Origin of the sequence: Acinetobacter wuhouensis (genome assembly GCF_001696605.3) — a bacterium.
GTDB classification, from domain to species: Bacteria; Pseudomonadota; Gammaproteobacteria; order Pseudomonadales; family Moraxellaceae; genus Acinetobacter; species Acinetobacter wuhouensis.
Genome location: NZ_CP031716.1, coordinates 948,925 through 970,163, shown reverse-complemented (window position 1 = coordinate 970,163; position 21,239 = coordinate 948,925). Strand labels below are relative to the sequence as shown.

The following is a 21,239-nucleotide window of genomic DNA, read 5'->3' as shown; positions in this document are numbered from 1 at the left end:
AGTGAGTAAACTTTCACTGATTGTTGGTTTGGGTAATCCAGGTTCTGAATATGCCCAAACCCGCCATAATGCAGGCTTCTGGTTCGTTGAACGCCTTGCAGAACAATATGGCATCCATTTAAAAACTGATTCTAAATATAAAGGAATCAGTGGTCGTGGTAATATCGAAGGGCAAGACGTTCGTCTGCTATTGCCAACAACCTTTATGAACCTTTCGGGTCAAAGCGTTGTTCCTTTCGCAAAATTCTATCAAATTAAGCCTGAAGAAATTCTGATTGCTCATGATGAACTGGATATGGATCCTGGCGTCATTCGTTTAAAAACAGGCGGTGGTCATGGTGGTCACAACGGTCTACGCGACATTGTTCCACATATCGGCGCTAATTTTCATCGTTTACGCATTGGTATTGGTCATCCTGGTTCTAAAGAAAAAGTTTCGGGTCACGTTTTGGGCAAAGCGCCAAGCAGTGAACAGACTTTGATGGATGATGCAATTCATCATGCTTTAGGGCGAACTAAATTATTGGTTAATGGTGAGATTCAACAAGCGATGAATCAAATCAATGCTTATAAACCATAATTTCCAATAATAATTTATATTCCTTGTTAAACAATTTTTCTTGCCATGATTCATTTTTAAGAGCAAAATGCGCTTTCAAATGTATCCCGCCTATTGAAAATTGTTGATTCATCACAAGATAACAATCGTAAGGGCTATTTCTGGAGACGCAAATCATGCTATCTCGTTTATTAAAAGCAAAAATCCACCGTTGTGTGGTTACACAAGCAGAACTCCATTATGAAGGTTCTTGTGCAATCGACGGTATCCTTTTAGATTTAGCAGGTATCCGCGAATACGAAGAAATTCACATGTGGAATGTCACCAATGGCAAGCGCTTCACAACTTATGCGATTCGTGGTGAAGAAGGTTCAGGCATCATTTCTGTCAATGGTGGCGCTGCACTTCAAGCAGATGTTGGTGATCTGATGATTATTGCAACATTTGGTGACTTTACCAATGCTGAAGCAGATGCACATAAACCACGTCTTGTGTATGCAAATCCAGACAATACTGTGAATCACACAGCGAACTGTATTCCTGTTCAAGTGGCTTAATTAGCACAGTACGCAAAGATTCTAAAAAACCCGCTTCATGCGGGTTTTTTTATATATTAAAGTTCAATCTTTATGCATCAAAATAGGTAAATTCCCACGCCACCATTTTTTGCGATCTTCACAGGCTAGATCTTTTAAATCCTCCCCACGCAACGAAGCAAGTAAAGGATTGCCCTTTTCATCTACTTTAAATTCAGCATATTGTGCAGCTTGATAGCACTCAGCCAATCCCTCAGCGAATAAAAAGCTATTCGATGCAGGATACAAAGCATTTAAACGATTGCTTGGATTCTTTAGCACAAGTCGATGACTAGACTTTGGGTACATGTCCAATAAACGTGGATCAAAACCAGTTTTCACCACACGTCGCTGATCATCCAATAGCACATAAGCCATCAACTTAGGCTTATTTTGAATCACTGTAACACTCGTGGGAATATCAATCTGACTATTTTGCACAGGAAGCCCAGCAAAACTTAAATCATAATTGAGTACCATATAATCCCCTTGAATCAGAGAACGTGGATCTACAGGTGCAAGTCGAATAAAAATACTGTCACTGTGTTTGAAATGTTGCTCATTTTTCAGGATCAATCCAAGAAAAAATACCACACTCAACACAGCGAGTACGATAGGGATATTTTTTTTCATTGTGCTATCCCCACTTTATTTTTAAAACGCATTAAACACAGACTCAGCAATAGCAAGCTTGTACCCGAAATAAAAATACTTAGACTTTTGACAAGGAATGTAAGGTCTAATGAATAATATAAACACCACAGAATGACGATGAATGCCAATAAAGCAAAAGCATAAATTACTTTGTCCTTTTTCATCAAAGCCCATGAAAGTACAGCTAAAACAATGAATATTTCAAAATAACCATAATAAATCAGTACAGCGCCGAAAACTGCCAGAACGCCTTGCGCTAAAAGATTAAATTGATTGTGAATATGTAAAAATATAAAGCAGACACACCATACAATTGGCAGACCATACGTGAGTAAAGGAATGGGATGAATATCACCTAATTCACTTTTCCCTAAAAAAACATAAAAACCAACAGAGAAAACAGTAATTACTAAATTAGAAAGCATCAAACTTCTTTGATATTGTTGCGGTTGAATCTTTTGAATCCACAACAGTGCCGTATAAAAAACATACGTCAGCAGTGTCAGATAAGCAAAATTTTCAACATTTCCCATCCAGAAATGTGCTGAATTGTCCTGCCAGATCATGGCAACACCCAAAGCATAGAGTGCCAATAACTGAACAAAAACAAAGAACCAGTGAGTTCTGACCCAATATGCCAAAACTAAAGCAATAATTTGAATCAATAACAGTGGATAGACTTCTTCTATTAAATCATAAGTATGAAACAGGATCGCGACCTGCCCTGCAACAAATAGGCAGTAAGCCAGTTGTCTTAAAAAGAGATTTTGCTTTATTTTCAATATATAGGCAGCAAAAGCGACAAAAATAATGCCCATAATTAAGGAAAAATTACCCCAAAATGTCAGCATCAATGAAGACAGTACAAGCCCAGAAGTCCACGCACCAACAGCCAGAGGAATATTATTAAAACGGCTGTTTGGAATTAACTTAATCAGTAAAAATGTGATCAATGCAAACCAAGCAAAAATAATCACAGCAATGATCAACAAGCCCATAATTTCAGATTGTCTAAACAACGCATCGAGCCATTTCACAATGATTAAGGTGAATGTAATGCCTAAAGCAACAGCGGATAATACACTGCACAATTGATCATTTTTCTTATAAAAATAAACGAATGCGATACTGAGTAAGCTCAATGAACATATCAAGTAGACCCAGCCTTTATCCATATATAAGAACGTCAGCATGCTCCATACGGAAAGTACGGCAAAATACGTGATAAATAAATATTTTAATTTTGGATAATATCGAATACAGAATAAAAACTGTAATAAGGCATAGAAGTGAATACACAACAAGAAAACTGTAGGATATTCATCTCCCCAAAAGGTTTGTTTAAAAAACAAAAATAAAGCAATCTGACTGACAATACACAGCATCAAAAAGATGCCAATATTGGAGCGATATAACCAAGGCAGCAGCAAGACTGACCAAATCAAAAAAAGTAAATAACTGTCTGCACCGGTTTGATATATCTGTCCAATCACCGCCAAACTTAGCCCGATCATCAAGCCACAAATCGCATGTAAACACTGGATTAAAGAATCATTTTTGACTAGAAAAACACTAGATAGCGCGCTCAATAGTAATAAAAGTTGCGGAGTCACCAACTGTATGAACTGCGGTAACATAAACCAATTTGCAGCAACCAGATATAAAATGCTAATTGCGATTAAACTAAAACCAAAAATTTGTAAATGCTGAACAAATTTTTGATCCTGCCATGAGAATACTTCCTGTTGAATCCTGATCAATACAAATACCTCACCTTTATTCTTGATTATTCAACATTTTTATACACTGCGCTTTAGCATAGATTGTTCTATCTATAGTACTGATCATTCTAAATAAAAATGCATTATTTTTAAAAAATGTGTCTATAATGATCCTACATCGCTTCAGGGCGGGGTGCAATTCCCCACCGGTGGTAATTTGAAATGATCATTCAACCTTGGTCTTTCAATAGCCCACGAGCCTATCACTGCTACAGTGATTCGCAGATTTGGTGAGATTCCAAAGCCGACGGTATAGTCCGGATGAAAGAAGACGACGTCACAGTAAAAATTCCAATGCTATGTATTGGAACATGTTTTGTAACGCCACTATTTCACATGTCCTGAAATGTTCAACCGTATTTATTTTTTACGAGAGCGTTTCAATGTCTAGTTTAATTCAACCAGAAATTTTCTTTTCCGCACTTTCCCCTGCTGAACAACGTATTCAACAAGCTTTAGAAGATATGCGCCAAGGCAAACCTGTCTTGGTCATGGACGATTTTGATCGTGAAAATGAAGCAGATTTGATCGTTGCTGCAGAAACCCTTAATGTCGAAACCATGGCACGTATGATCCGTGACGGTTCTGGGATTGTGTGTTTAACACTGACTGACGAGCTTGCTGATCACCTTGCTTTACCTCCGATGGTTCAAGATAACTCAAGTCAATTTAAAACCGCATTTACCATCACCATTGAAGCAGCTGAAGGTGTAACCACTGGCGTATCTGCCAAAGACCGCACTACAACGATTCATGCTGCAATCAAAGATGGTGCTGTTGCCAGTGATCTAAACCGTCCTGGGCATGTCTTTCCTTTACGTGGTCGTCGTGGTGGTGTGCTCAACCGCCGTGGTCATACTGAAGGTTCGATTGATCTTGCTCGTTTAGCAGGTTTAAAACCCGCTGGTGTACTGTGTGAAGTCACCAATCCTGACGGGACAATGGCTTCAGGTATTCAAGTCCTTTCTTATGCGCAAACTCATAATTTGACTTTAATTACCATTGAAGAACTGGTTCAGTACCGTTTAACACATAATGTTTAAACCATAATTTTAAAATCAATGTTTTGAATCGCTACAAAGTAGTTTATATCCTAGAAGTCCCTTCTCCCTTTGGGAGAAGGTTAGGATGAGGGAAGTTTTTAGCCTTATAAAACCCTTTAATTCTTACTACCGAAAATAGCCAAACCATAACTCGGCCATTTTTGCGTAGATTTAAAATTATTTACAACATAAGCAACAATGACTAACGCAATTGCACCAGTAAGCACGGGAAAAAGTAAAAACGACCATTCATAATGGATCGTTTGAGCTGTTAATAAAATCACCAATGGATTCGCCCCTGCAGGCGGATGTACACAGCGAAAATACATCATTAAAGCAATTGCCACACCAACTGAAAAGGCAATGCTTAAATCATGAACACCAAACCATTTCAAAAAGCATAAACCCACCAGTGCTGAGATGAAATGCCCAAAAATCACATTGCGTGGTTGTGCCAAAGGCGACTGAGAAACAGCATAGAGAATGACGCAACTTGCTCCAAACGGTGCCATAATCCATGGATTATGTGAGAGCTTACTCAGTACCAATAAAATAAATATACTGACTGCACCACCAACAAGAGCACGTAAGATCTCCAAATTTCTGGGTCGCGGAGCTAATTTTTCTTTACCAAATAAGATCGACATGAGTAATTCCTACATCTGAATGAATAGATTGATTTATGAGAATTAGCGCGCTAAAATAAAAATAGTACAGGTCTGTACTATTTGCAATATTTTTTTTAAATCCATTTATGTATTTCATTTATGTCAAAATCAGCCCATAAAATTTTAACCACCGCGGAAATGCTTTTTAACCAACATAGTTTTACTGGCGTTGGTGTCGATCTCATCCGCGATCAATCTGGTTGTTCGAAAACGACCATGTACACCTATTTTAAAAATAAGCAACAATTGATCAATGAAGTCTTAAAACAACGTGACCAAAATTTTAGAGAGAGTCTGACCGAATATGTCGGAACATCGCAGGATATTGAAGCCATTAAGAAAATTTTTGATTGGCATATAAATTGGTTTCAAACTGATGATTTTAAAGGATGTTTATTTGTACGTGCGGTTGCTGAATCAAATACAGAAGATCTAGATATTAAAAATATATCTATTGAGCATAAGATATGGTTAAGAGGATTAATCCATCACTATGCAGATTCAATCAACTCAAATCCAGCCATTGGTGAACTGATTTATCTTTTGATTGAAGGGCTTATGAGCCGTTTTTTAGTTGAAGGCTTTAACCCAGACATTGCATCCCAACAACGTGCATTTATTATTCGAAGCCTTGAGTGAGATGAATAAGAATCCCCCTATTCAACATCTTCCAAATGTAAAATACTTTGGCGAATACCATCAGCACGTAACCAAGCAAAATCATAACTGGCTTTTGCCAATGCCAGAACACGGCGTTCAAATTCATCCCACAATGGTTTAACTTGCTTAGGTTGAATGCCTAAACCACTTTCATCTGCTAGGTTTTTATTCTTTTCACAGATTTTTAAAGCATGATACAACTTACGTCCTTTCGAGGCTGTGTCTAAAACACGAACACGTTTACCTTGAATAAAACCTTCGATATGTTTTAAATCTGCAAATGGTAATAATGGCACTAAGATTTGATCAAGTTGTGCATCCAAACGCTTCCAAACCGCTAATCGTTGTTCCGCATTATAGGTATTCCATTGAATCACTTCATGGTTAAAACGACGACAACCACGACATACAGCATCACCAAATACCGTTGAACAACGACCAGCGCATGGTGTTAACGTAGGTATTCGACGTTCGTTGCTCAAAATAAACTCCTTAAATAAACAGATTTTACCATTTTCTATGGCATCTTGATGTGTGTATCACACTATATATTGTATGTATGATATTTTAAAGCACTATATTTAGTATAAAAATCCATAATTTTCACATGGAATAAAAAAACACTACACAGCGTATGGATTTCTCGCTTATTCAACTAAATCACGTTAAAATATGCGCCTTAAATTTTATCCTATATTTATACATTTGGAGTACTCCATGAACGCTACTGTAGAACAGCTTGCACCTGTAGAACAGCAAGCGACCTCTGGTTGGGTTGTTGCCGCACTTTATCAATTCAAAGAAGTTCAAGATTCTGCCGATCTTCAACAACGTCTTTTAGACTTGGTAAAAACCATCAACCTATGTGGTACTCTAATTGTTGCAGATGAAGGTATTAACGGAACAGTTGCAGGTGATCGTAAAGCGATTGATGTGATTCATCAATTCCTTTTAGACGAAGGCTTCACAGCGATGGAATATAAAGAATCGCACAGTGAAGAAAAACCGTTCCGTAAAATGAAGATTAAACATAAAAAAGAAATCGTCACTTTAGGTGTTGAAGTTAAACCACGTGACTTGGTTGGACACTATCTTGATCCTAAAGAATGGAATGAGTTAATCGCACGTGATGATGTGATCTTGATCGATACACGTAATGATTATGAATATAAAGCAGGTACGTTTAAGGGCGCAATTGACCCTAAAACTGAAACTTTCCGTGAATTTCCAGATTACGTGAAAAAAGAATTAGAACAGCATAAAGATAAAAAAATTGCGATGTTCTGTACTGGTGGTATCCGTTGTGAAAAATCGACCTCTTTACTTCTTCAAGAAGGTTTCAATGAGGTCTATCACTTGAAAGGCGGTATTTTAAAATACCTCGAAGAAACTCCTGCTGATGAAAGCATGTGGGAAGGTGAATGTTTCGTCTTTGATGGTCGTACTGCGGTGACTCATGGGATGGAAGAAGGTGAAAATACCAAATGTCACGCATGTGGCTGGCCTTTAATTCCTGAAGAAGTGGCTTTACCAAGCTATGAGCATGGCGTGTCTTGTAAGTACTGCATCGATAAAACTTCTGAAAAACAAAAAGAAGGTTTCCGTATGCGTCAGTCACAGATTACGGCTGCAAAACGTAAACGTTTATAATTCGTTTCGCTGAATCTTCAATATTCATAAAAACCGTAGAATAATCTGCGGTTTTTTTTACTCTACAAATTACTACTATCTTTTTAAGTCTATAAAAAATAATATTTATTCTTTCAATTATATCGACACAGCAATGAGTGAATGGATTATTAACATCATGGAGCAATTAGGCTACCTCGGTATTGCCTTACTCATGTTTCTTGATAATGTTTTTCCGCCTATTCCCTCAGAAGTGATCATGCCCTCTGCTGGTTTTACCGCTGCACAAGGACAACTCAGTCTAATCGGTGTCATCGTTGCAGGTAGTCTTGGTTCTTTGATTGCAGCCGCAGCACTATATTGGATCGGGCGTAAAATATCTCATGATGCCTTGTTCCGTTGGGTCAATCAGTATGGAAAATATCTCTTTATCAAAGCAGATGATGTTAAAAAAGCCTTAGATTGGTTTGAAAAATATGGGCATCGTGTGGTTTTCTTTGGACGGATGATTCCTGCCGTTCGATCGTTGATTAGCATTCCTGCTGGGATGAGTCATATGCCTTTTTGGAAATTCATGACTTATAGTATGCTTGGCACGGTGATTTGGACGACTTTTTTAGCAACCGTCGGGTATTACTTTGGGAACAATACTGCACTGATGCAGCAAATTTTTAGCAATGTTGGCTATATGATTGTGGCTATTGTTGCCTTGTTCGTAGTTTATCTTTGGTTTAAAAAAAGAAAAAATGGCTAAAGCATCATGAATGCTCATTACCTCAAACCTAACATTTTGAAACTTATAAAAATTAAATCAGAGTTAATCATTAAAAAATAAATCAAGTATTGTTCTTGAAACAGCATAGCCCCACCTGTTTTACAAAGTTTAATTAATTTACGTAGGCGATGCCTCCCTTTTGAAGGATAAGGAATATATTCCGTAAGAGGGACAAAAATCCTTTGTTGGGTAATGAGAAGCAAGGCTTCGCAAGTGACCTGAACCCCAACCCAACGGCGACATCCATGTCGCCAAACGTGATAGCACCAACCATATTGAAATCACTAACAGCGCTCGTTATTGATATCGTTCATCCAGTTTGTATATTTACATGACTATTAAATCCAAGTGAATCACCCCAACTCTCTCAAACTTTGCAACGGCGGAATATCAGACAGATAACTCAAACGATAACGCCCGATCAATGCACACAGCACTGCCATTACCAGTGGTAAAATCAACCAAATTTCCCAATGCAATTGCACTATCATATCCATCCGATAACTCGCAACTGCACTAATCACCTCAGCAAAAATACATGACACAATCCCTGCCAATAATCCAATAAAACCAATTTCAAGCATCATCATATTTTTGAGCTGACGCTTCGAACTGCCAAAAGAACGTAATAACGCCACTTCACGTTTCCGCTCATCCATCAGTAAATTGATACATGCAATCAACACAAGAAAACCAGACAAACTCACTAATACAGCAAGCACTGTAATGATTTGTACGAGAACACTCACAAGGCGTTTAATCTCATCAAAAATCAAAGACACATCAATAAATACAGTATTGGAAAATTGCTGAATCAAACTGACCATTTTGGTTTTTTCAGTCGCTGGCACATAAAAACTACCGAGATAGCTCCCTGCATTTTCATCCAAAGTCTTTGGGGTAAAAATAAAGAAAAAATTCGGACTAAAACTTTGCCATTCAACAGTACGTAAATTGACAACTTCAGCTTTTAATTGCCCCTCTGGCAAACTAAACGTCAGTTGATCACCAATTTTGATACCTAATTCATCCGCAAGTTTTGCTTCAACTGAAACTTGCCCAACTTTAGTCAGTTTAGCTTGACCCGATACAATCACATTATCTTGCGGATATTGATCTGTTTGAGTCAAATTTAATTCACGGCGTAAAGAATTATTTTCCTTTAACAATTGCGCTGAAAAAGGCTGATCATTTTTCGCAATTAAACGCCCTTTAATATTTGGATATAAAGGCGTACTTTTCCAATGACGTTGCGCCAATTGTTGCTTAAATTGGTCTAATTCAAAAGGCGGTAAACCATAAATGAATTGATTTGGTGTTCCCTCAGGCAATTGCTGTTGCCAACGCTCCAGCAAATCAGTACGTAACACGGCTAAAACCGTAATCAAACTTAAACCCAATGCCAATGCAGTAATTTGCAATGCTGTTTGTGATGGCGAGCGTACATAACTAGACATTTGGTTACGTAGCGATTTAAGCAATTTCAAAATTGACCAAACCAGTACATATAGCACTGCCGTGAGGACAATGACCGCACCCATGACCAATCCAGTCAGTACAATATTTTCAGTCAATACCAAACTAAAAATGATCAGACTTAATATGCCAAAAGACATCATCCACACCATTGAACGGGTAGATTTTTGTTGTTGACGAATTACACGAATTGGAGGCGTATTTAACAATTGCCACAAACTCGGCAAAATAAAACCGATCAAAACAATGGCACTGGTAAAAATGGCAATTGGTAAAGGACCAAGCAACATTTCAAACATTGAGAATTGCAGTTCTAGATTCGGGATCATCTGTAACATCAGTTGCAAAAGCGCATAGCCCAATATCATGCCTAGACCACTACCGATCACAATCGCAATCACGCTCACGACAGCTAATAGTGCTAAATAGGTTTGCAGAATCTGAGATTTACTTGCCCCCATACAACGCATCAAAGCAATATGATCTTGGTTTTGTTGCACATAACGCTGACTGGTCAAGGCTATCGCTAAACCACACAGTAAAATCGTGAGAATATTGGCGAGTTGTAGAAAAGTATCTAAGTTTTCTATCGGCTTAATTAAACGCGAATTTCCCTCATCGGCACTGCGTAGCTTTAAATTGCTTTGTTGATCGAAGCTTTGCTCTTCATTCGACATGGCTTGAACAGATTGATCTGTAGCTGAATCCTGATCAGATTTTTGGTCATTTGCTTTGGCATATTTTTGCTTTTCAGTTTCAATCTCTGTCTTATAAATTTGCTGAAATTTTTCAATGGATTGAGGCTCTCCCGCCAAAAGAAGACGGTAATCAATACGACTGCCCACTTGAATTGCATTGGTTTTAGCCACATCCGCTTGCGAAATGATGACGGTTGGTGAAAATGCCGAAAAACCTAATTCTTGATTGGAATCATGTTCGATAATTCCAGTGACTTTGAATTGACCATCAGCCAGTTGTACATCGTCACCGACATTTAATTTGAGTAATTCTTGCGCACGTTTACTTAACCAAATTCCACCACTTTGCAATTTTTGTGCAGGCTGAATTTTTAAATCACCGCGCAGTGGAAATGATGTATCAATCGCTTTGACATTCACCATGACAAATTGATCATGCGTTGATGCCATTGAACCAAACATGGTGACATGGGACTGTTTGAGCTTTAATTCATTTGCAGATTGAATCCATTTTGAATCAATCGGATTGGTATCACTCAGAACTAAATCAGCAGCTTGCATCTTGGCAGCTTGCAAGGTCACTGCTTGCTGCACTTGGTCATTGCTAAATTTCAATGCAGTCGTAGCACTGATCGCTAAACACATGGCTACAATCAGTAAATAAATCCCTGAATTGGCAAAACTTTGCCTCAAAAGTGGCTTAAATAAATTGAACATTACACACCCTCTGGCTGAGTTTGATGTAAATGTTCAATGAGTTGCCCTTCTTTTAACTCATAATGGCGTTGGCATTGTGCTGCCAAAGCAGGATCATGTGTCACGAGTACAAGTGTTGTGCCCATTTCTTGATTTAAGCTAAACAAAAGCTGTTCAATTTCATGTGCAGTATGACTGTCTAAATTCCCTGTGGGTTCATCAGCAAAAATAATTTTTGGCTCAGAAATGAGCGCCCGTGCAATTGCTACACGTTGCTGTTCCCCCCCTGATAATACTTTTGGGGTCTGTTGACTTTGGCGCTCTAGACCTACTTTGGCGAGCAGAGCCAATGCTTTTTGTTCAGCGGCTGCGTAGTTAAAATCTTTTTGTAAGCGCAGAGGCAGCATGACATTTTCAAGTGCAGATAAGTGTGTCAATAATTGAAAAGACTGGAATACAAAACCAATATGTTTTAACCGAACCAATGCGCGTTGCTCTTCATTTAAATGTTCAACAGACTCACCGCATACCGTTAACTGCCCTGCACTGGCTTGATCCAAAGTTGCCAGAATACCTAATAATGTTGATTTTCCTGAGCCTGAACGTCCTGTAATGGCAACCTGTTCCCCTGCCTGAATTTCTAAGTTCAAATTTTCAAAAATTGTAAGTGTTTGATGTGGGAGTTCAATCTTTTGTGTCAGTTGCTGTGCAGAAATTATCACTTGTGGCATGATGGGAGAAACCGAATCATTCTGAACCTTAGACATCATAAAGTACCCTATATGCAAATCAAAAAATCGTTAAATTTTAAAATGATGAAAAAACTCCCTCATTGTTTATTCTTTAGCACGATCTGTCTATTGCCGATTAGTAGTTTTGCAAAAACCATCATGATCGTAGGCGATAGTTTAAGTGCAGGCTATGGCATCACACCGCAACAGGGTTGGGTGAATTTATTACAATTACGTCTAAATCAAGACTTTCCCAAACAACATAAAGTCGTGAATGCCAGTGTGAGTGGAGAAACCACCAGTGGTGCTTTGGCACGTTTGCCGAAACTCTTACAAACCCATAAGCCAAATGTAGTGGTCATCGAACTGGGTGGAAATGATGGCTTACGTGGTCAGCCACCGCAAATGATTCAAAAAAATTTGGCACAACTTATTCAACAAAGTCAGAAAAGTAAAGCAATGGTAGTTTTACTGGGAATGAAGATTCCACCAAACTACGGCACAGCCTATAGCACGGCTTTTGAAAATAATTACAAGATTTTAAGTCAGCAATATAAAGTGAAAATGCATCCATTTTTTATGGAAGGCGTGGCAGGTCATCCGAATTTAATGCAAAAGGATTTAATTCATCCAAATGCAACTGCGCAGAAAGTTTTATTGAACAATGCTTATCCGTTGATTAAAGGAGCATTGATTGATTAAATTATTTATTTGCAATTAAAAATATAAAAAAAAGATGCTTCAGCGTAATGCTGATTAGTTAAGCAAAATTATTGGAAAAATTTCTAAAATCTCACCTCTTGCGTAGCCTAGCTACTCATCTTTAAAAAAGAGGGGAACTTATCGTGACTAAATTGATTTTCAGTAATGAAAGCTCCCTCCTTTAAAAAGGAGGGTCGGGGGAGGATTCAACAATTCTTAGCTAACTAGCATTACGCCTCAGCATCTTTTCTCACCATCCAAGCTTAAGCTGGAATGTCACGTACAGAAGCATTACGAATCGCCTCTTTCAACGCTGCATAACCATGAATCGGTGGGAATTGTGGAAATTCACGAATCACATTTTCAGGCGCATCAAACAAGAAACCTTTGTCAGCTTCACCCAACATCGTGGTATCGTTATACGAATCACCTGCTGCAATCACACGATAATTCAAACCATGAAGTGCTTTCACAGCTTCACGCTTTTGATCAGGCTGACGCAATTTATACGCAGTAATCATGCCATTTTCATCAGTTTCTAATTTATGGCAGAAAATGGTTGGCCAACCCAGTTGTTGCATCAAAGGATGAGCAAATTCATAGAACGTATCTGAAAGAATAATCAATTGGAAATGCGTGCGCACCCATTCCACAAACTCTTTTGCACCTTCAAAAGGCCCCATGTCTGCAATCACAGCTTGAATATCGTTTAAACCTAAACCATGTTGTTTTAGGATATTTAAACGTTGAGTCATCAACACATCGTAGTCTGGAATATCACGAGTTGTTGCTTCTAATTCTTTGATCCCTGTTTTTTTAGCAAAATTGATCCAGATTTCTGGAACCAAAACACCCTCAAGATCAAGACATACGATTTCCATGGGTTCTCCCAAATGTTAGTTGTAAATTTTGGCGTATCATAGCATTAAAGTTTAAAAAAAATGCTGAAAGATTTTGATACTTCAGCAAATGAAAACTTATCAATGAGGATTTCGACTCTGTTTAAATCTTTTTAATTCATAAGTATTTTCATAAATCTGCTAAGAAGCATATTTTATTTACTTTAAAATAGCATGACATTCAAAAGCATTTATACATACAAAGTCGTATTGGCTTATTTTTCGCCAAAATGCTTAAATTTACAGATCTTTTGAGAACTAATTTTTTAAATACTTTTTAAAGTGTTGACTACTTTTAAGTAAACCTAGCTTCAAGCTATAGCCAGAGGCAACAAATGACTGTTATTCCTACAATTGATCAAGTAGATGCACTTGCAGCAGAATATGCTGATAAATCCCCTTCTGAAATTTTAGAGCTAGCACTTTCTCAACAAGGTGAAATTGCGATTTCATTTTCTGGTGCAGAAGATGTGGTGCTGATCGATATGGCACACAATCTCGGTAAACCCTTTCGAGTATTCAGTTTGGATACAGGGCGTTTGCATGCAGAAACTTATCAATTTCTTGAAACTGTACGCAAACATTATGGCATTCAGATTGAGATCTGTTTTCCAGAATCTGATGCCGTACAAAAGTTGGTGAATGAAAAAGGCTTGTTTAGCTTTTATCAAGACGACCATAAAGAATGTTGTGGTATTCGTAAAGTTCAGCCCTTACGTAAAAAGTTAGCCACTTTAGATGGTTGGATTACGGGTCAACGTAAAGATCAAAGTCCAGGCACACGTACTGAAATTCCAGTGGTTCAAGCTGATGCTGGTTTTTCGGGTGAAGGCAAACAATTGATTAAATATAATCCTTTGGCAAATTGGTCAAGTGCGGATGTTTGGAACTATATTCGTATGATGGAAATTCCGTATAACCCACTGCATGAGAAAGGTTATATTTCTATTGGCTGTGAACCATGTACACGTCCTGTTCTACCTAACCAACATGAACGTGAAGGTCGCTGGTGGTGGGAAGAAGCAACTCACAAAGAGTGTGGTTTACATGCAGGTAACCTAAAAAAATAACAGCCTGATAAAATAATTTTCTTGGTAAAAAAAAGTCACTCAATTTAGTGACTTTTTTTGTACTATTCATTCATCAAAATGCTTGGATTTTCTCTATAAAAAAGATCTATACTACAATTAGGTTTTATAATTCTAACAATCCAACACTCAGGAATGAGTTGTTGTAGTTTTTGCAGTGAGGCATCAAAAATTATGCGCCCATTACACCCGATCGATTTTATTTTCTTAAATTTAGAAAAACGCCAACAGCCAATGCACGTGGGGGGATTATTCTTATTCCAAATTCCAGACCATGCCCCATCTACATTTATTCAAGATCTAGTGGCTGATATTCGTAATTCGAAATCTATCCCTGTTCCACCTTTTAATAACCGCTTAAATGGTTTTTTTTGGGATGAAGATGAAGAGTTCGATATTGATCATCACTTCCGTCATATTGCCCTACCACACCCAGGCCGTATTCGTGAATTATTGGTCTATATTTCGCAAGAGCACAGTGCTTTGATTGATCGTGCAAAACCTTTATGGACTTGTCATATCATCGAAGGGATTGAAGGCAATCGCTTTGCCATGTATTTCAAAATCCATCATGCCATGATTGATGGTGTTGCAGGTATGCGCTTACTCGAAAAGTCATTCTCTAAAGATTCAAATTCTAAGACCATCATTCCACCATGGTGTGTAGAAGGTAAACGTGCCAAGCGTTTAAAAGAAACCAAATTAGGAAAAATCAAGAAAGTTTTTGAAGGTCTCAAAGGACAAGTTGAAGCGGCTCCGAAAGTGACTCAGGAATTGTGTCAGACCATTTTCAAAGAAATGGGCAAAAACCCTGACTATGTTTCAACTTTCCAAGCACCGAGCAGTCTGTTTAACCAACGTGTCAGTTCTTCACGCCGCTTTGCCGCTCAATCGTTTGAACTAGATCGTTTCAGAGATATTTCTAAAGCGCTGGGTGTAACGATTAATGATGTCGTTTTGGCTGTTTGTTCTGGTGCACTCCGTGATTATCTGATTACTCAAAATGCCTTGCCAAAGAAACCACTCATCGCAATGGTTCCAGCATCCTTACGTGATGACGACTCAGACATGAGTAACCGTATCACCATGATTTTAGCAAATTTAGGCACACATAAAGAGCAACCTTTAGAACGTTTAGAAATCATTCAACGTAGTGTACAGAACTCTAAAAATCGCTTTAAGCGCATGACCTCAAATCAAATTTTAAACTACAGTGCTTTTGTATATGGTGCTGCCGGAGTCAATATTGCATCGGGGCTATTACCAAAACACCAAGCTTTCAACGTCATCATTTCCAATGTACCAGGTCCTCGTGAACCTTTGTACTGGAATGGTGCGAAACTAGATGCACTCTACCCTGCATCTATTGTTTTGGATGGACAGGCACTGAACATCACCATGACCAGTTATTTGGATAAATTGGAAGTAGGATTGACGGGTTGCCGTAAATCATTGCCTAAATTGCAAAATTTATTGACGCATTTAGAAAATGAAATCCAAAAGTTTGAGCAGTTAATTCCTCAAAAAACACAGGTATCTGAACAAACTCCAGTTGAAATTCCATTGAAAACCAACAATGTAATTGAAGAATCTATCCAAACACAAAAGCCCTCATAAGGGCTTTTGTTTTTTATTTTGCTAAATTTTAAATATAAATATTGAGCATATTATTTTATAGATTTTTATAATTTTTGATCTTTTGAAATAAAACATCCTACAAAAAAATAAGAGGCTTATTTTAGCCTCTTAATTTTTAACATTACGACATTTATTCAGTAATTGGTGACAAACATTCACCACCATATCTTTGGTGATTTTAATTTCTTGACCATTGTCATCCAACATTACACATGTATTTTTAGGTTGGTTTTCCAATACATGTTTGATACCACGAGTTATTAATTGTTCACTTACGCTCATTATTGACCTCACTTGCTAAGACTGTTAAAGGGAGAAAGTCTTTGGCTACCTTTAGTCTTAGTATTGTCAAATCAACGCTGAAAGTAAAATTTCAGATGTAACAACTGTTTAACGACATCCTGTTACAATTTTAACTTAAAATGATATCGTATTGCTCTTGAGTATATAAATTTTCCACTTGGAATTTAATCACACGATGAATGAAATGCTCTAAATCCGCCACAGCTGGGGCTTCTGCCGTTAAAAGCCGATCAATCACAGATGGATGCGCAATAACAGTAAAGCCACTCTGAGATTCATAAGCACGGGTATATCTTAGTATTTCACGAAAGATTTCGTAACATACTGTCTCAGCTGTTTTGACATATCCGCGTCCCTGACATGTCGGGCATGACTCACACAATAAATGTTCGAGTGATTCACGAGTACGTTTACGTGTCATTTCAACCAAACCAAGCTCAGAGACTTGAGTAATCTTGGTTTTCGCATGATCACGTTCGAGATTTTTCTCAAACTGTTTCATCACTTCTTCACGATGCACAGCTTCCTGCATATCAATAAAGTCAATGATGATAATGCCCCCCAAATTACGTAGACGTAACTGACGAGCAATGACCTGTGTTGCTTCCATATTGGTTTTGAACACAGTATCTTCTAAGCTACGTCCGCCGACGTATGAACCCGTATTGACATCAATCGTGGTCATGGCTTCGGTTTGATCAATCATCAAATAACCACCAGACTTAAGCGCTACGCGAGTCTGCAATGCCTTTTGAATATCTTCTTCAACATTGTATAAGTCAAATAACGGGCGTTCACCTGGATAATGTTGCAAACGACTTTGCATGCTTGGGACAAATTCACACACAAACTCTTGTAGCTTGCCGTGTATTTCACGTGAATCAACATAGATATTGGCGGTTTCTTCATTTGCCAAATCACGAATCACACGTTGTGGCAATGGAAGTTCTTCAAAGATTAAAGAAGGCACTGCAATAATTTTTTGTTTTTTCTGAATATATTCCCAAAGCTTGGCAAGGTACGCCATATCTTGAGCAATCGATGCTTCATCTATACCATCTGCCGCAGTACGGACAATCACTGAACCTGGTAATTTATGCTCAGTTTGAATACGCTCAATCATAGAACGTAAACGATCACGTTCTTCTTCAGACTCAATGCGTTGTGATACACCGATATGATTGCCATACGGCATCAAAACAAGATAACGAGATGGAATTGAAAGATCTGTACTTAAGCGAGCACCTTTGGTTCCCAGCATATCTTTCATCACTTGCACAGTGAGAATTTGACCTGGTTGTAATAATTCAAATACATTCGGTGTAGGTTGGTGACGTGGCCAAACCATATCGTTGATATGCAAAAATGCGGTACGAGACAAACCAATATCCACAAAAGCCGCTTGCATACCAGGAAGTACACGCACCACTTTGCCTTTGTAAATATTTCCGACTAACCCACGTTTAACAGTCCGCTCAACAAATAACTCATTGACCGTCCCATTTTGAATTAACGCCACACGACATTCCATAGGTGTGACATTAATCAATAACTCGTCAGACATAACTAAACTCAAAACATTATAAAAATTCTTTTCAGCAGTTAATTTAGTGCCTCAACTGCGTTGATCTAGACGATCAAGTAACTGTATTGTTTCATGTAATGGTAGCCCTACCACATTACTATAACTACCATTCATACGGGTCACAAATTTTGCTGCAATACCTTGTATTGCATACGCACCCGCTTTACCTATTGGTTCGCCCGTTGCCCAATATTCTTCCATATCATTAGGACTGAGTATTTGAAACTCAACTTCGGTACGAACCACAGTACTCAATAACTGCTGAGCATTTGCAACGCAAACACCTGTGAGTACTTCATGCGTCTGACCTGACAACAATGTCCAAATTTCAAAAGCATGTTGTTTCGATTCAGGTTTACCAATAATCTGATCAGCAAAAACCAAACTGGTATCTGCAGCGATGACTGTACCCTGTGGCTTTAATGTTAACACTGCTTGCGCTTTAGTTTTTGCTAAACGCTGAACATATTGTTCGATCTGCTCATTTTCAAGTACAGACTCGTCAATATCAGGGCTATGAACTGTAAATTCCAACCCAACTTGTTGTAACAGCTCTTTACGCCGAGGCGAACTCGAAGCAAGAATTAAATGCGCCATCTTTTTAATAAATAGTAAAGAATTGGCCAACAGAAAATACTAGAAACCAAAGGTTGCCAATGTCGTGCAAGCGAAAAATGTACACCGATCATCACTTGCGCCATAAAAGTAAATACTAAATGCGCCAGTATTGCGAACATACTAATAATCCATAGATTACTAAATGTCAGTACACGGCGCTCGCGAATGAAATATCGTGTTAAAAAAGCAATCAATACATAACTTAATGCATTCATACCCAACGGGGCATCAAGCAATAAATCCGTAAATAAGCCCATGGTAAACGCAAACCAAACCCCACACCACGTCGGTTGGCAGAGCACCCAAAATAGCATGATCATCAGCATATACAGTGGTCGCCAGCCCGCAAAAGCATAGGACATTGGGTAGACCACTAGAATAGAACAAATAATCACTGAAATCACAATCAGGAAAATTGGATCTTTGCGTTGCTTTTCTGAAGGTAATTTCTTAGCGATCAACATTTGGCTGCTCCATCGCTAGTGAATCGGAAAACAGTACAACGACATGATGACCACCTGCCAACTGTGCAGCAGGAACAACATCAATTTGAGCAAATTCACCCGTATTATGACGCATCACTTTTGAAACCGAACCGACTAAGTACCCTGCAGGGAAATGCTGTCCTAAACCAGAACTATACACCTTATCCCCTACTTTAATATTGGCACTGGTTGGAACATATTCCATTTTCAAATGCCCCAAATCACCTGTACCTGTCACAATCGCGCGCATACCAGAGCTTTCTAAGCGTACAGATAAAGAGTGCTCTTTATCTGACAATAACATCACACGACTACTATGCGGATATACATTAATGACTTGCCCCATGATCCCTTTATCATCTAAAACAGTTTGACCCACTTTTAGCTGACTCGCTGCACCACGGTTGATGATAATGATATGACGTAAAGGATCAGCATCTGTCCCTATGACTTCAGCAATCTCCATACGTCCATCAATAATCAATGGCGTATCGAGTAATCCACGAAGTCGGGTATTTTCAGCTGAGAGTTCTGAGAGTTTTTGCAGACGCACTTGCGCTTGAAGCAGTTCAGCTTGCATCGAGGTATTTTCACGACGCAATTGAGCTTCAGATTTGGTTTGTTGATTCAGCCATTCTTTCGACAATACAGGATAACTTGCTAAGGCATAAATCGGATTATATGCCGCATACAAGACATCTCTTGCGGGTTGAACCACTTGTGGCATGCGCCAGTTAAAAAACAGCACAACAAAACAAGTGATCACCGCAATGATGAACGAGCGAAAAGATGGCGGTTGTCTTGAAAAGAGATTCGGTTGCACCGCCTCGTCCTTAACTTAATCTACTAAAATCGTAATCTACTAAAGTTTAGCCTACAAAAAGCATATCATGATTTGGATTGTCAAAGAATTCTAAGACTTTACCGCCACCACGAGTCACACAAGTTAAAGGATCTTCAGCAACAACAACAGGCAAACCTGTTTCTTGTGCAAGTAATTTATCCAGATTACGGAGCAATGCGCCACCACCTGTCAACACAATACCACGCTCTGCAATATCTGATGATAATTCAGGCGGTGTTTGTTCAAGTGCAGATTTCACAGCAGAAACAATACTTTGTAATGGGTCTGCAATCGCTTGTGTGATTTCATCCGAAGTCACAGTAATCGCACGTGGTACACCTTCAGCAAGATTACGACCACGAACTTCGATTTCTAAAGTTGTGCCATCTGCAACTGCCATACCCACTTCTTTTTTAATGGTTTCAGCAGTGGTTTCACCGATCACGCAACCATGTGCTTTACGTACGTAGTTAATGATTTGCTCATCAAATACATCACCACCGATACGTAAAGAATCTGCGTACACACAACCTTGTAGTGAGATAATCGCGATTTCAGTCGTACCACCGCCAACGTCCACAACCATCGAACCACAGGCTTGTTCTACAGGCATGCCCGCACCAATCGCAGCGGCCATAGGTTCTTCAATTAAGCGTACATCACGTGCGCCTGCATTGAATACTGCTTCACGAATCGCGCGACGTTCGACCAATGTAGATTTACATGGAACACAAACGACCACACGCGGCGCAGGTGGAAATAAACGTTTTTCATGCACTTTACCAATAAATTGATTTAACATGGTTTCAGTGACTTCAAAATCTGCAATTACGCCATCTTTCATCGGACGAATTGCTGAAATGTTTGCAGGTGTACGACCAAGCATTTGCTTAGCATCTAATCCTACAGCTGCAACAATTTTCTGCGAACCACTGTGACGAATCGCCACAACTGTCGGTTCGTTTAATATAATGCCCCTTCCTGGTGCATAAATTAGTGTGTTTGCAGTACCTAAATCAATGGCTAGATCTGGCGAAAACAAGCCAATTAGTCGTTTTAGAATCACGGGTCGTTCTCAGTTTAAACTTTAGTATGGACGCAAGATGGCAACTTTAACTAAATGTGATGATTT

22 protein-coding genes and 1 riboswitch are annotated in these 21,239 nt (G+C 38.7%); of the genes, 9 read left to right on the top strand and 13 right to left on the bottom strand.

The annotated features are described in order from the left end of the window. The first annotated feature begins 1 nt into the window (after position 1). On the top strand, positions 2-580 hold the full coding sequence (gene pth / locus BEN71_RS05240) for an aminoacyl-tRNA hydrolase (protein WP_068973419.1): 579 nt from the start codon (positions 2-4) through the stop codon (positions 578-580). A 155-nt stretch (positions 581-735) separates the two neighbouring features. Continuing rightward, positions 736-1,116: an aspartate 1-decarboxylase gene (gene panD / locus BEN71_RS05235; RefSeq protein ID WP_004722504.1), complete on the top strand. Its 381-nt coding sequence runs from the start codon at positions 736-738 to the stop codon at positions 1,114-1,116. Positions 1,117-1,179: 63 nt separating this feature from the next. Here panD and BEN71_RS05230 read toward each other — a convergent pair whose 3' ends face one another. Next, entirely contained in the window at positions 1,180-1,767 is a 588-nt protein-coding gene (locus tag BEN71_RS05230; protein WP_068973420.1) for a GDYXXLXY domain-containing protein, read from the bottom strand. Further along, on the bottom strand, positions 1,764-3,548 hold the full coding sequence (locus BEN71_RS05225) for a DUF2157 domain-containing protein (RefSeq protein ID WP_068973421.1): 1,785 nt from the start codon (positions 3,546-3,548) through the stop codon (positions 1,764-1,766). Before BEN71_RS05225 ends, BEN71_RS05230 begins: the two co-directional genes overlap by 4 nt. Before the next feature lie 137 nt (positions 3,549-3,685). Next, positions 3,686-3,846: riboswitch (FMN riboswitch) on the top strand. 106 nt (positions 3,847-3,952) lie between these two features. On the opposite strand from BEN71_RS05225, the gene ribB reads away from it, so the two are divergent. Next, positions 3,953-4,612 carry a 3,4-dihydroxy-2-butanone-4-phosphate synthase gene (ribB, locus tag BEN71_RS05220; protein ID WP_068973422.1) on the top strand — a complete coding sequence of 220 codons (660 nt, stop codon included), beginning with the start codon at positions 3,953-3,955 and terminating at the stop codon, positions 4,610-4,612. Between the two features lie 116 nt (positions 4,613-4,728). Here the strand turns inward: ribB and BEN71_RS05215 are convergent, their stop codons facing one another. Then, positions 4,729-5,259 carry an HPP family protein gene (locus tag BEN71_RS05215; RefSeq protein WP_068973423.1) on the bottom strand — a complete coding sequence of 177 codons (531 nt, stop codon included), beginning with the start codon at positions 5,257-5,259 and terminating at the stop codon, positions 4,729-4,731. Positions 5,260-5,379: 120 nt separating this feature from the next. On the opposite strand from BEN71_RS05215, the gene BEN71_RS05210 reads away from it, so the two are divergent. Then, positions 5,380-5,919 carry a TetR/AcrR family transcriptional regulator gene (locus BEN71_RS05210; RefSeq protein ID WP_068973424.1) on the top strand — a complete coding sequence of 180 codons (540 nt, stop codon included), beginning with the start codon at positions 5,380-5,382 and terminating at the stop codon, positions 5,917-5,919. A gap of 17 nt (positions 5,920-5,936) precedes the next feature. Here BEN71_RS05210 and BEN71_RS05205 read toward each other — a convergent pair whose 3' ends face one another. Then, the gene (locus BEN71_RS05205; protein WP_068973425.1) at positions 5,937-6,422 is read right to left on the bottom strand and encodes a DUF1289 domain-containing protein; all 486 of its coding nucleotides are present in this window, start codon (positions 6,420-6,422) and stop codon (positions 5,937-5,939) included. Between the two features lie 235 nt (positions 6,423-6,657). Here BEN71_RS05205 and trhO point away from each other — a divergent pair, with 235 nt between their 5' ends. Both trhO and BEN71_RS05195 read left to right on the top strand, forming a co-directional pair. Further along, positions 6,658-7,590, top strand: coding sequence for an oxygen-dependent tRNA uridine(34) hydroxylase TrhO (gene trhO / locus BEN71_RS05200; protein ID WP_068973426.1), 933 nt, complete (start codon positions 6,658-6,660; stop codon positions 7,588-7,590). Positions 7,591-7,747: 157 nt separating this feature from the next. Further along, positions 7,748-8,323 carry a DedA family protein gene (locus BEN71_RS05195; protein WP_068973427.1) on the top strand — a complete coding sequence of 192 codons (576 nt, stop codon included), beginning with the start codon at positions 7,748-7,750 and terminating at the stop codon, positions 8,321-8,323. Positions 8,324-8,697: 374 nt separating this feature from the next. Here BEN71_RS05195 and BEN71_RS05190 read toward each other — a convergent pair whose 3' ends face one another. Both BEN71_RS05190 and BEN71_RS05185 read right to left on the bottom strand, forming a co-directional pair. Further along, the gene (locus tag BEN71_RS05190) at positions 8,698-11,235 is read right to left on the bottom strand and encodes an ABC transporter permease (protein WP_068973428.1); all 2,538 of its coding nucleotides are present in this window, start codon (positions 11,233-11,235) and stop codon (positions 8,698-8,700) included. Next, positions 11,235-11,981 carry an ABC transporter ATP-binding protein gene (locus tag BEN71_RS05185; protein ID WP_068973429.1) on the bottom strand — a complete coding sequence of 249 codons (747 nt, stop codon included), beginning with the start codon at positions 11,979-11,981 and terminating at the stop codon, positions 11,235-11,237. Before BEN71_RS05185 ends, BEN71_RS05190 begins: the two co-directional genes overlap by 1 nt. A gap of 45 nt (positions 11,982-12,026) precedes the next feature. On the opposite strand from BEN71_RS05185, the gene BEN71_RS05180 reads away from it, so the two are divergent. Next, positions 12,027-12,647, top strand: a complete 621-nt coding sequence (locus BEN71_RS05180; RefSeq protein ID WP_171404986.1) for an arylesterase — start codon at positions 12,027-12,029, stop codon at positions 12,645-12,647. 263 nt (positions 12,648-12,910) lie between these two features. Here the strand turns inward: BEN71_RS05180 and thrH are convergent, their stop codons facing one another. After that, positions 12,911-13,528, bottom strand: a complete 618-nt coding sequence (thrH, locus tag BEN71_RS05175; protein ID WP_068973431.1) for a bifunctional phosphoserine phosphatase/homoserine phosphotransferase ThrH — start codon at positions 13,526-13,528, stop codon at positions 12,911-12,913. 353 nt (positions 13,529-13,881) lie between these two features. Here thrH and BEN71_RS05170 point away from each other — a divergent pair, with 353 nt between their 5' ends. Both BEN71_RS05170 and BEN71_RS05165 read left to right on the top strand, forming a co-directional pair. Beyond that, complete coding sequence (locus BEN71_RS05170; protein WP_068973432.1) at positions 13,882-14,616, top strand: phosphoadenylyl-sulfate reductase; 735 nt, start codon at positions 13,882-13,884, stop codon at positions 14,614-14,616. Between the two features lie 192 nt (positions 14,617-14,808). Further along, positions 14,809-16,251 (top strand): WS/DGAT/MGAT family O-acyltransferase, encoded by a 1,443-nt coding sequence (locus BEN71_RS05165; RefSeq protein ID WP_068973433.1) that lies wholly within the window; start codon positions 14,809-14,811, stop codon positions 16,249-16,251. A 129-nt stretch (positions 16,252-16,380) separates the two neighbouring features. Here the strand turns inward: BEN71_RS05165 and BEN71_RS19185 are convergent, their stop codons facing one another. The 6 genes from BEN71_RS19185 to BEN71_RS05140 all read right to left on the bottom strand — a co-directional run bounded on the left by BEN71_RS19185 (position 16,381) and on the right by BEN71_RS05140 (position 21,173). Further along, positions 16,381-16,554: a PA1571 family protein gene (locus tag BEN71_RS19185; protein ID WP_162994905.1), complete on the bottom strand. Its 174-nt coding sequence runs from the start codon at positions 16,552-16,554 to the stop codon at positions 16,381-16,383. A 130-nt stretch (positions 16,555-16,684) separates the two neighbouring features. Further along, the gene (rng, locus tag BEN71_RS05160) at positions 16,685-18,139 is read right to left on the bottom strand and encodes a ribonuclease G (RefSeq protein ID WP_068973434.1); all 1,455 of its coding nucleotides are present in this window, start codon (positions 18,137-18,139) and stop codon (positions 16,685-16,687) included. Between the two features lie 51 nt (positions 18,140-18,190). Continuing rightward, a complete protein-coding gene (locus BEN71_RS05155; protein WP_068973435.1) occupies positions 18,191-18,757 on the bottom strand; it encodes a Maf family nucleotide pyrophosphatase in 567 nt (188 codons plus the stop codon). Beyond that, entirely contained in the window at positions 18,745-19,242 is a 498-nt protein-coding gene (mreD, locus tag BEN71_RS05150; RefSeq protein WP_068973436.1) for a rod shape-determining protein MreD, read from the bottom strand. Before mreD ends, BEN71_RS05155 begins: the two co-directional genes overlap by 13 nt. Next, complete coding sequence (gene mreC, locus BEN71_RS05145; RefSeq protein WP_068973437.1) at positions 19,229-20,086, bottom strand: rod shape-determining protein MreC; 858 nt, start codon at positions 20,084-20,086, stop codon at positions 19,229-19,231. Before mreC ends, mreD begins: the two co-directional genes overlap by 14 nt. Positions 20,087-20,132: 46 nt before the next feature. Next, positions 20,133-21,173 (bottom strand): rod shape-determining protein, encoded by a 1,041-nt coding sequence (locus tag BEN71_RS05140; protein WP_068973438.1) that lies wholly within the window; start codon positions 21,171-21,173, stop codon positions 20,133-20,135. Positions 21,174-21,239: the final 66 nt, after the last annotated feature.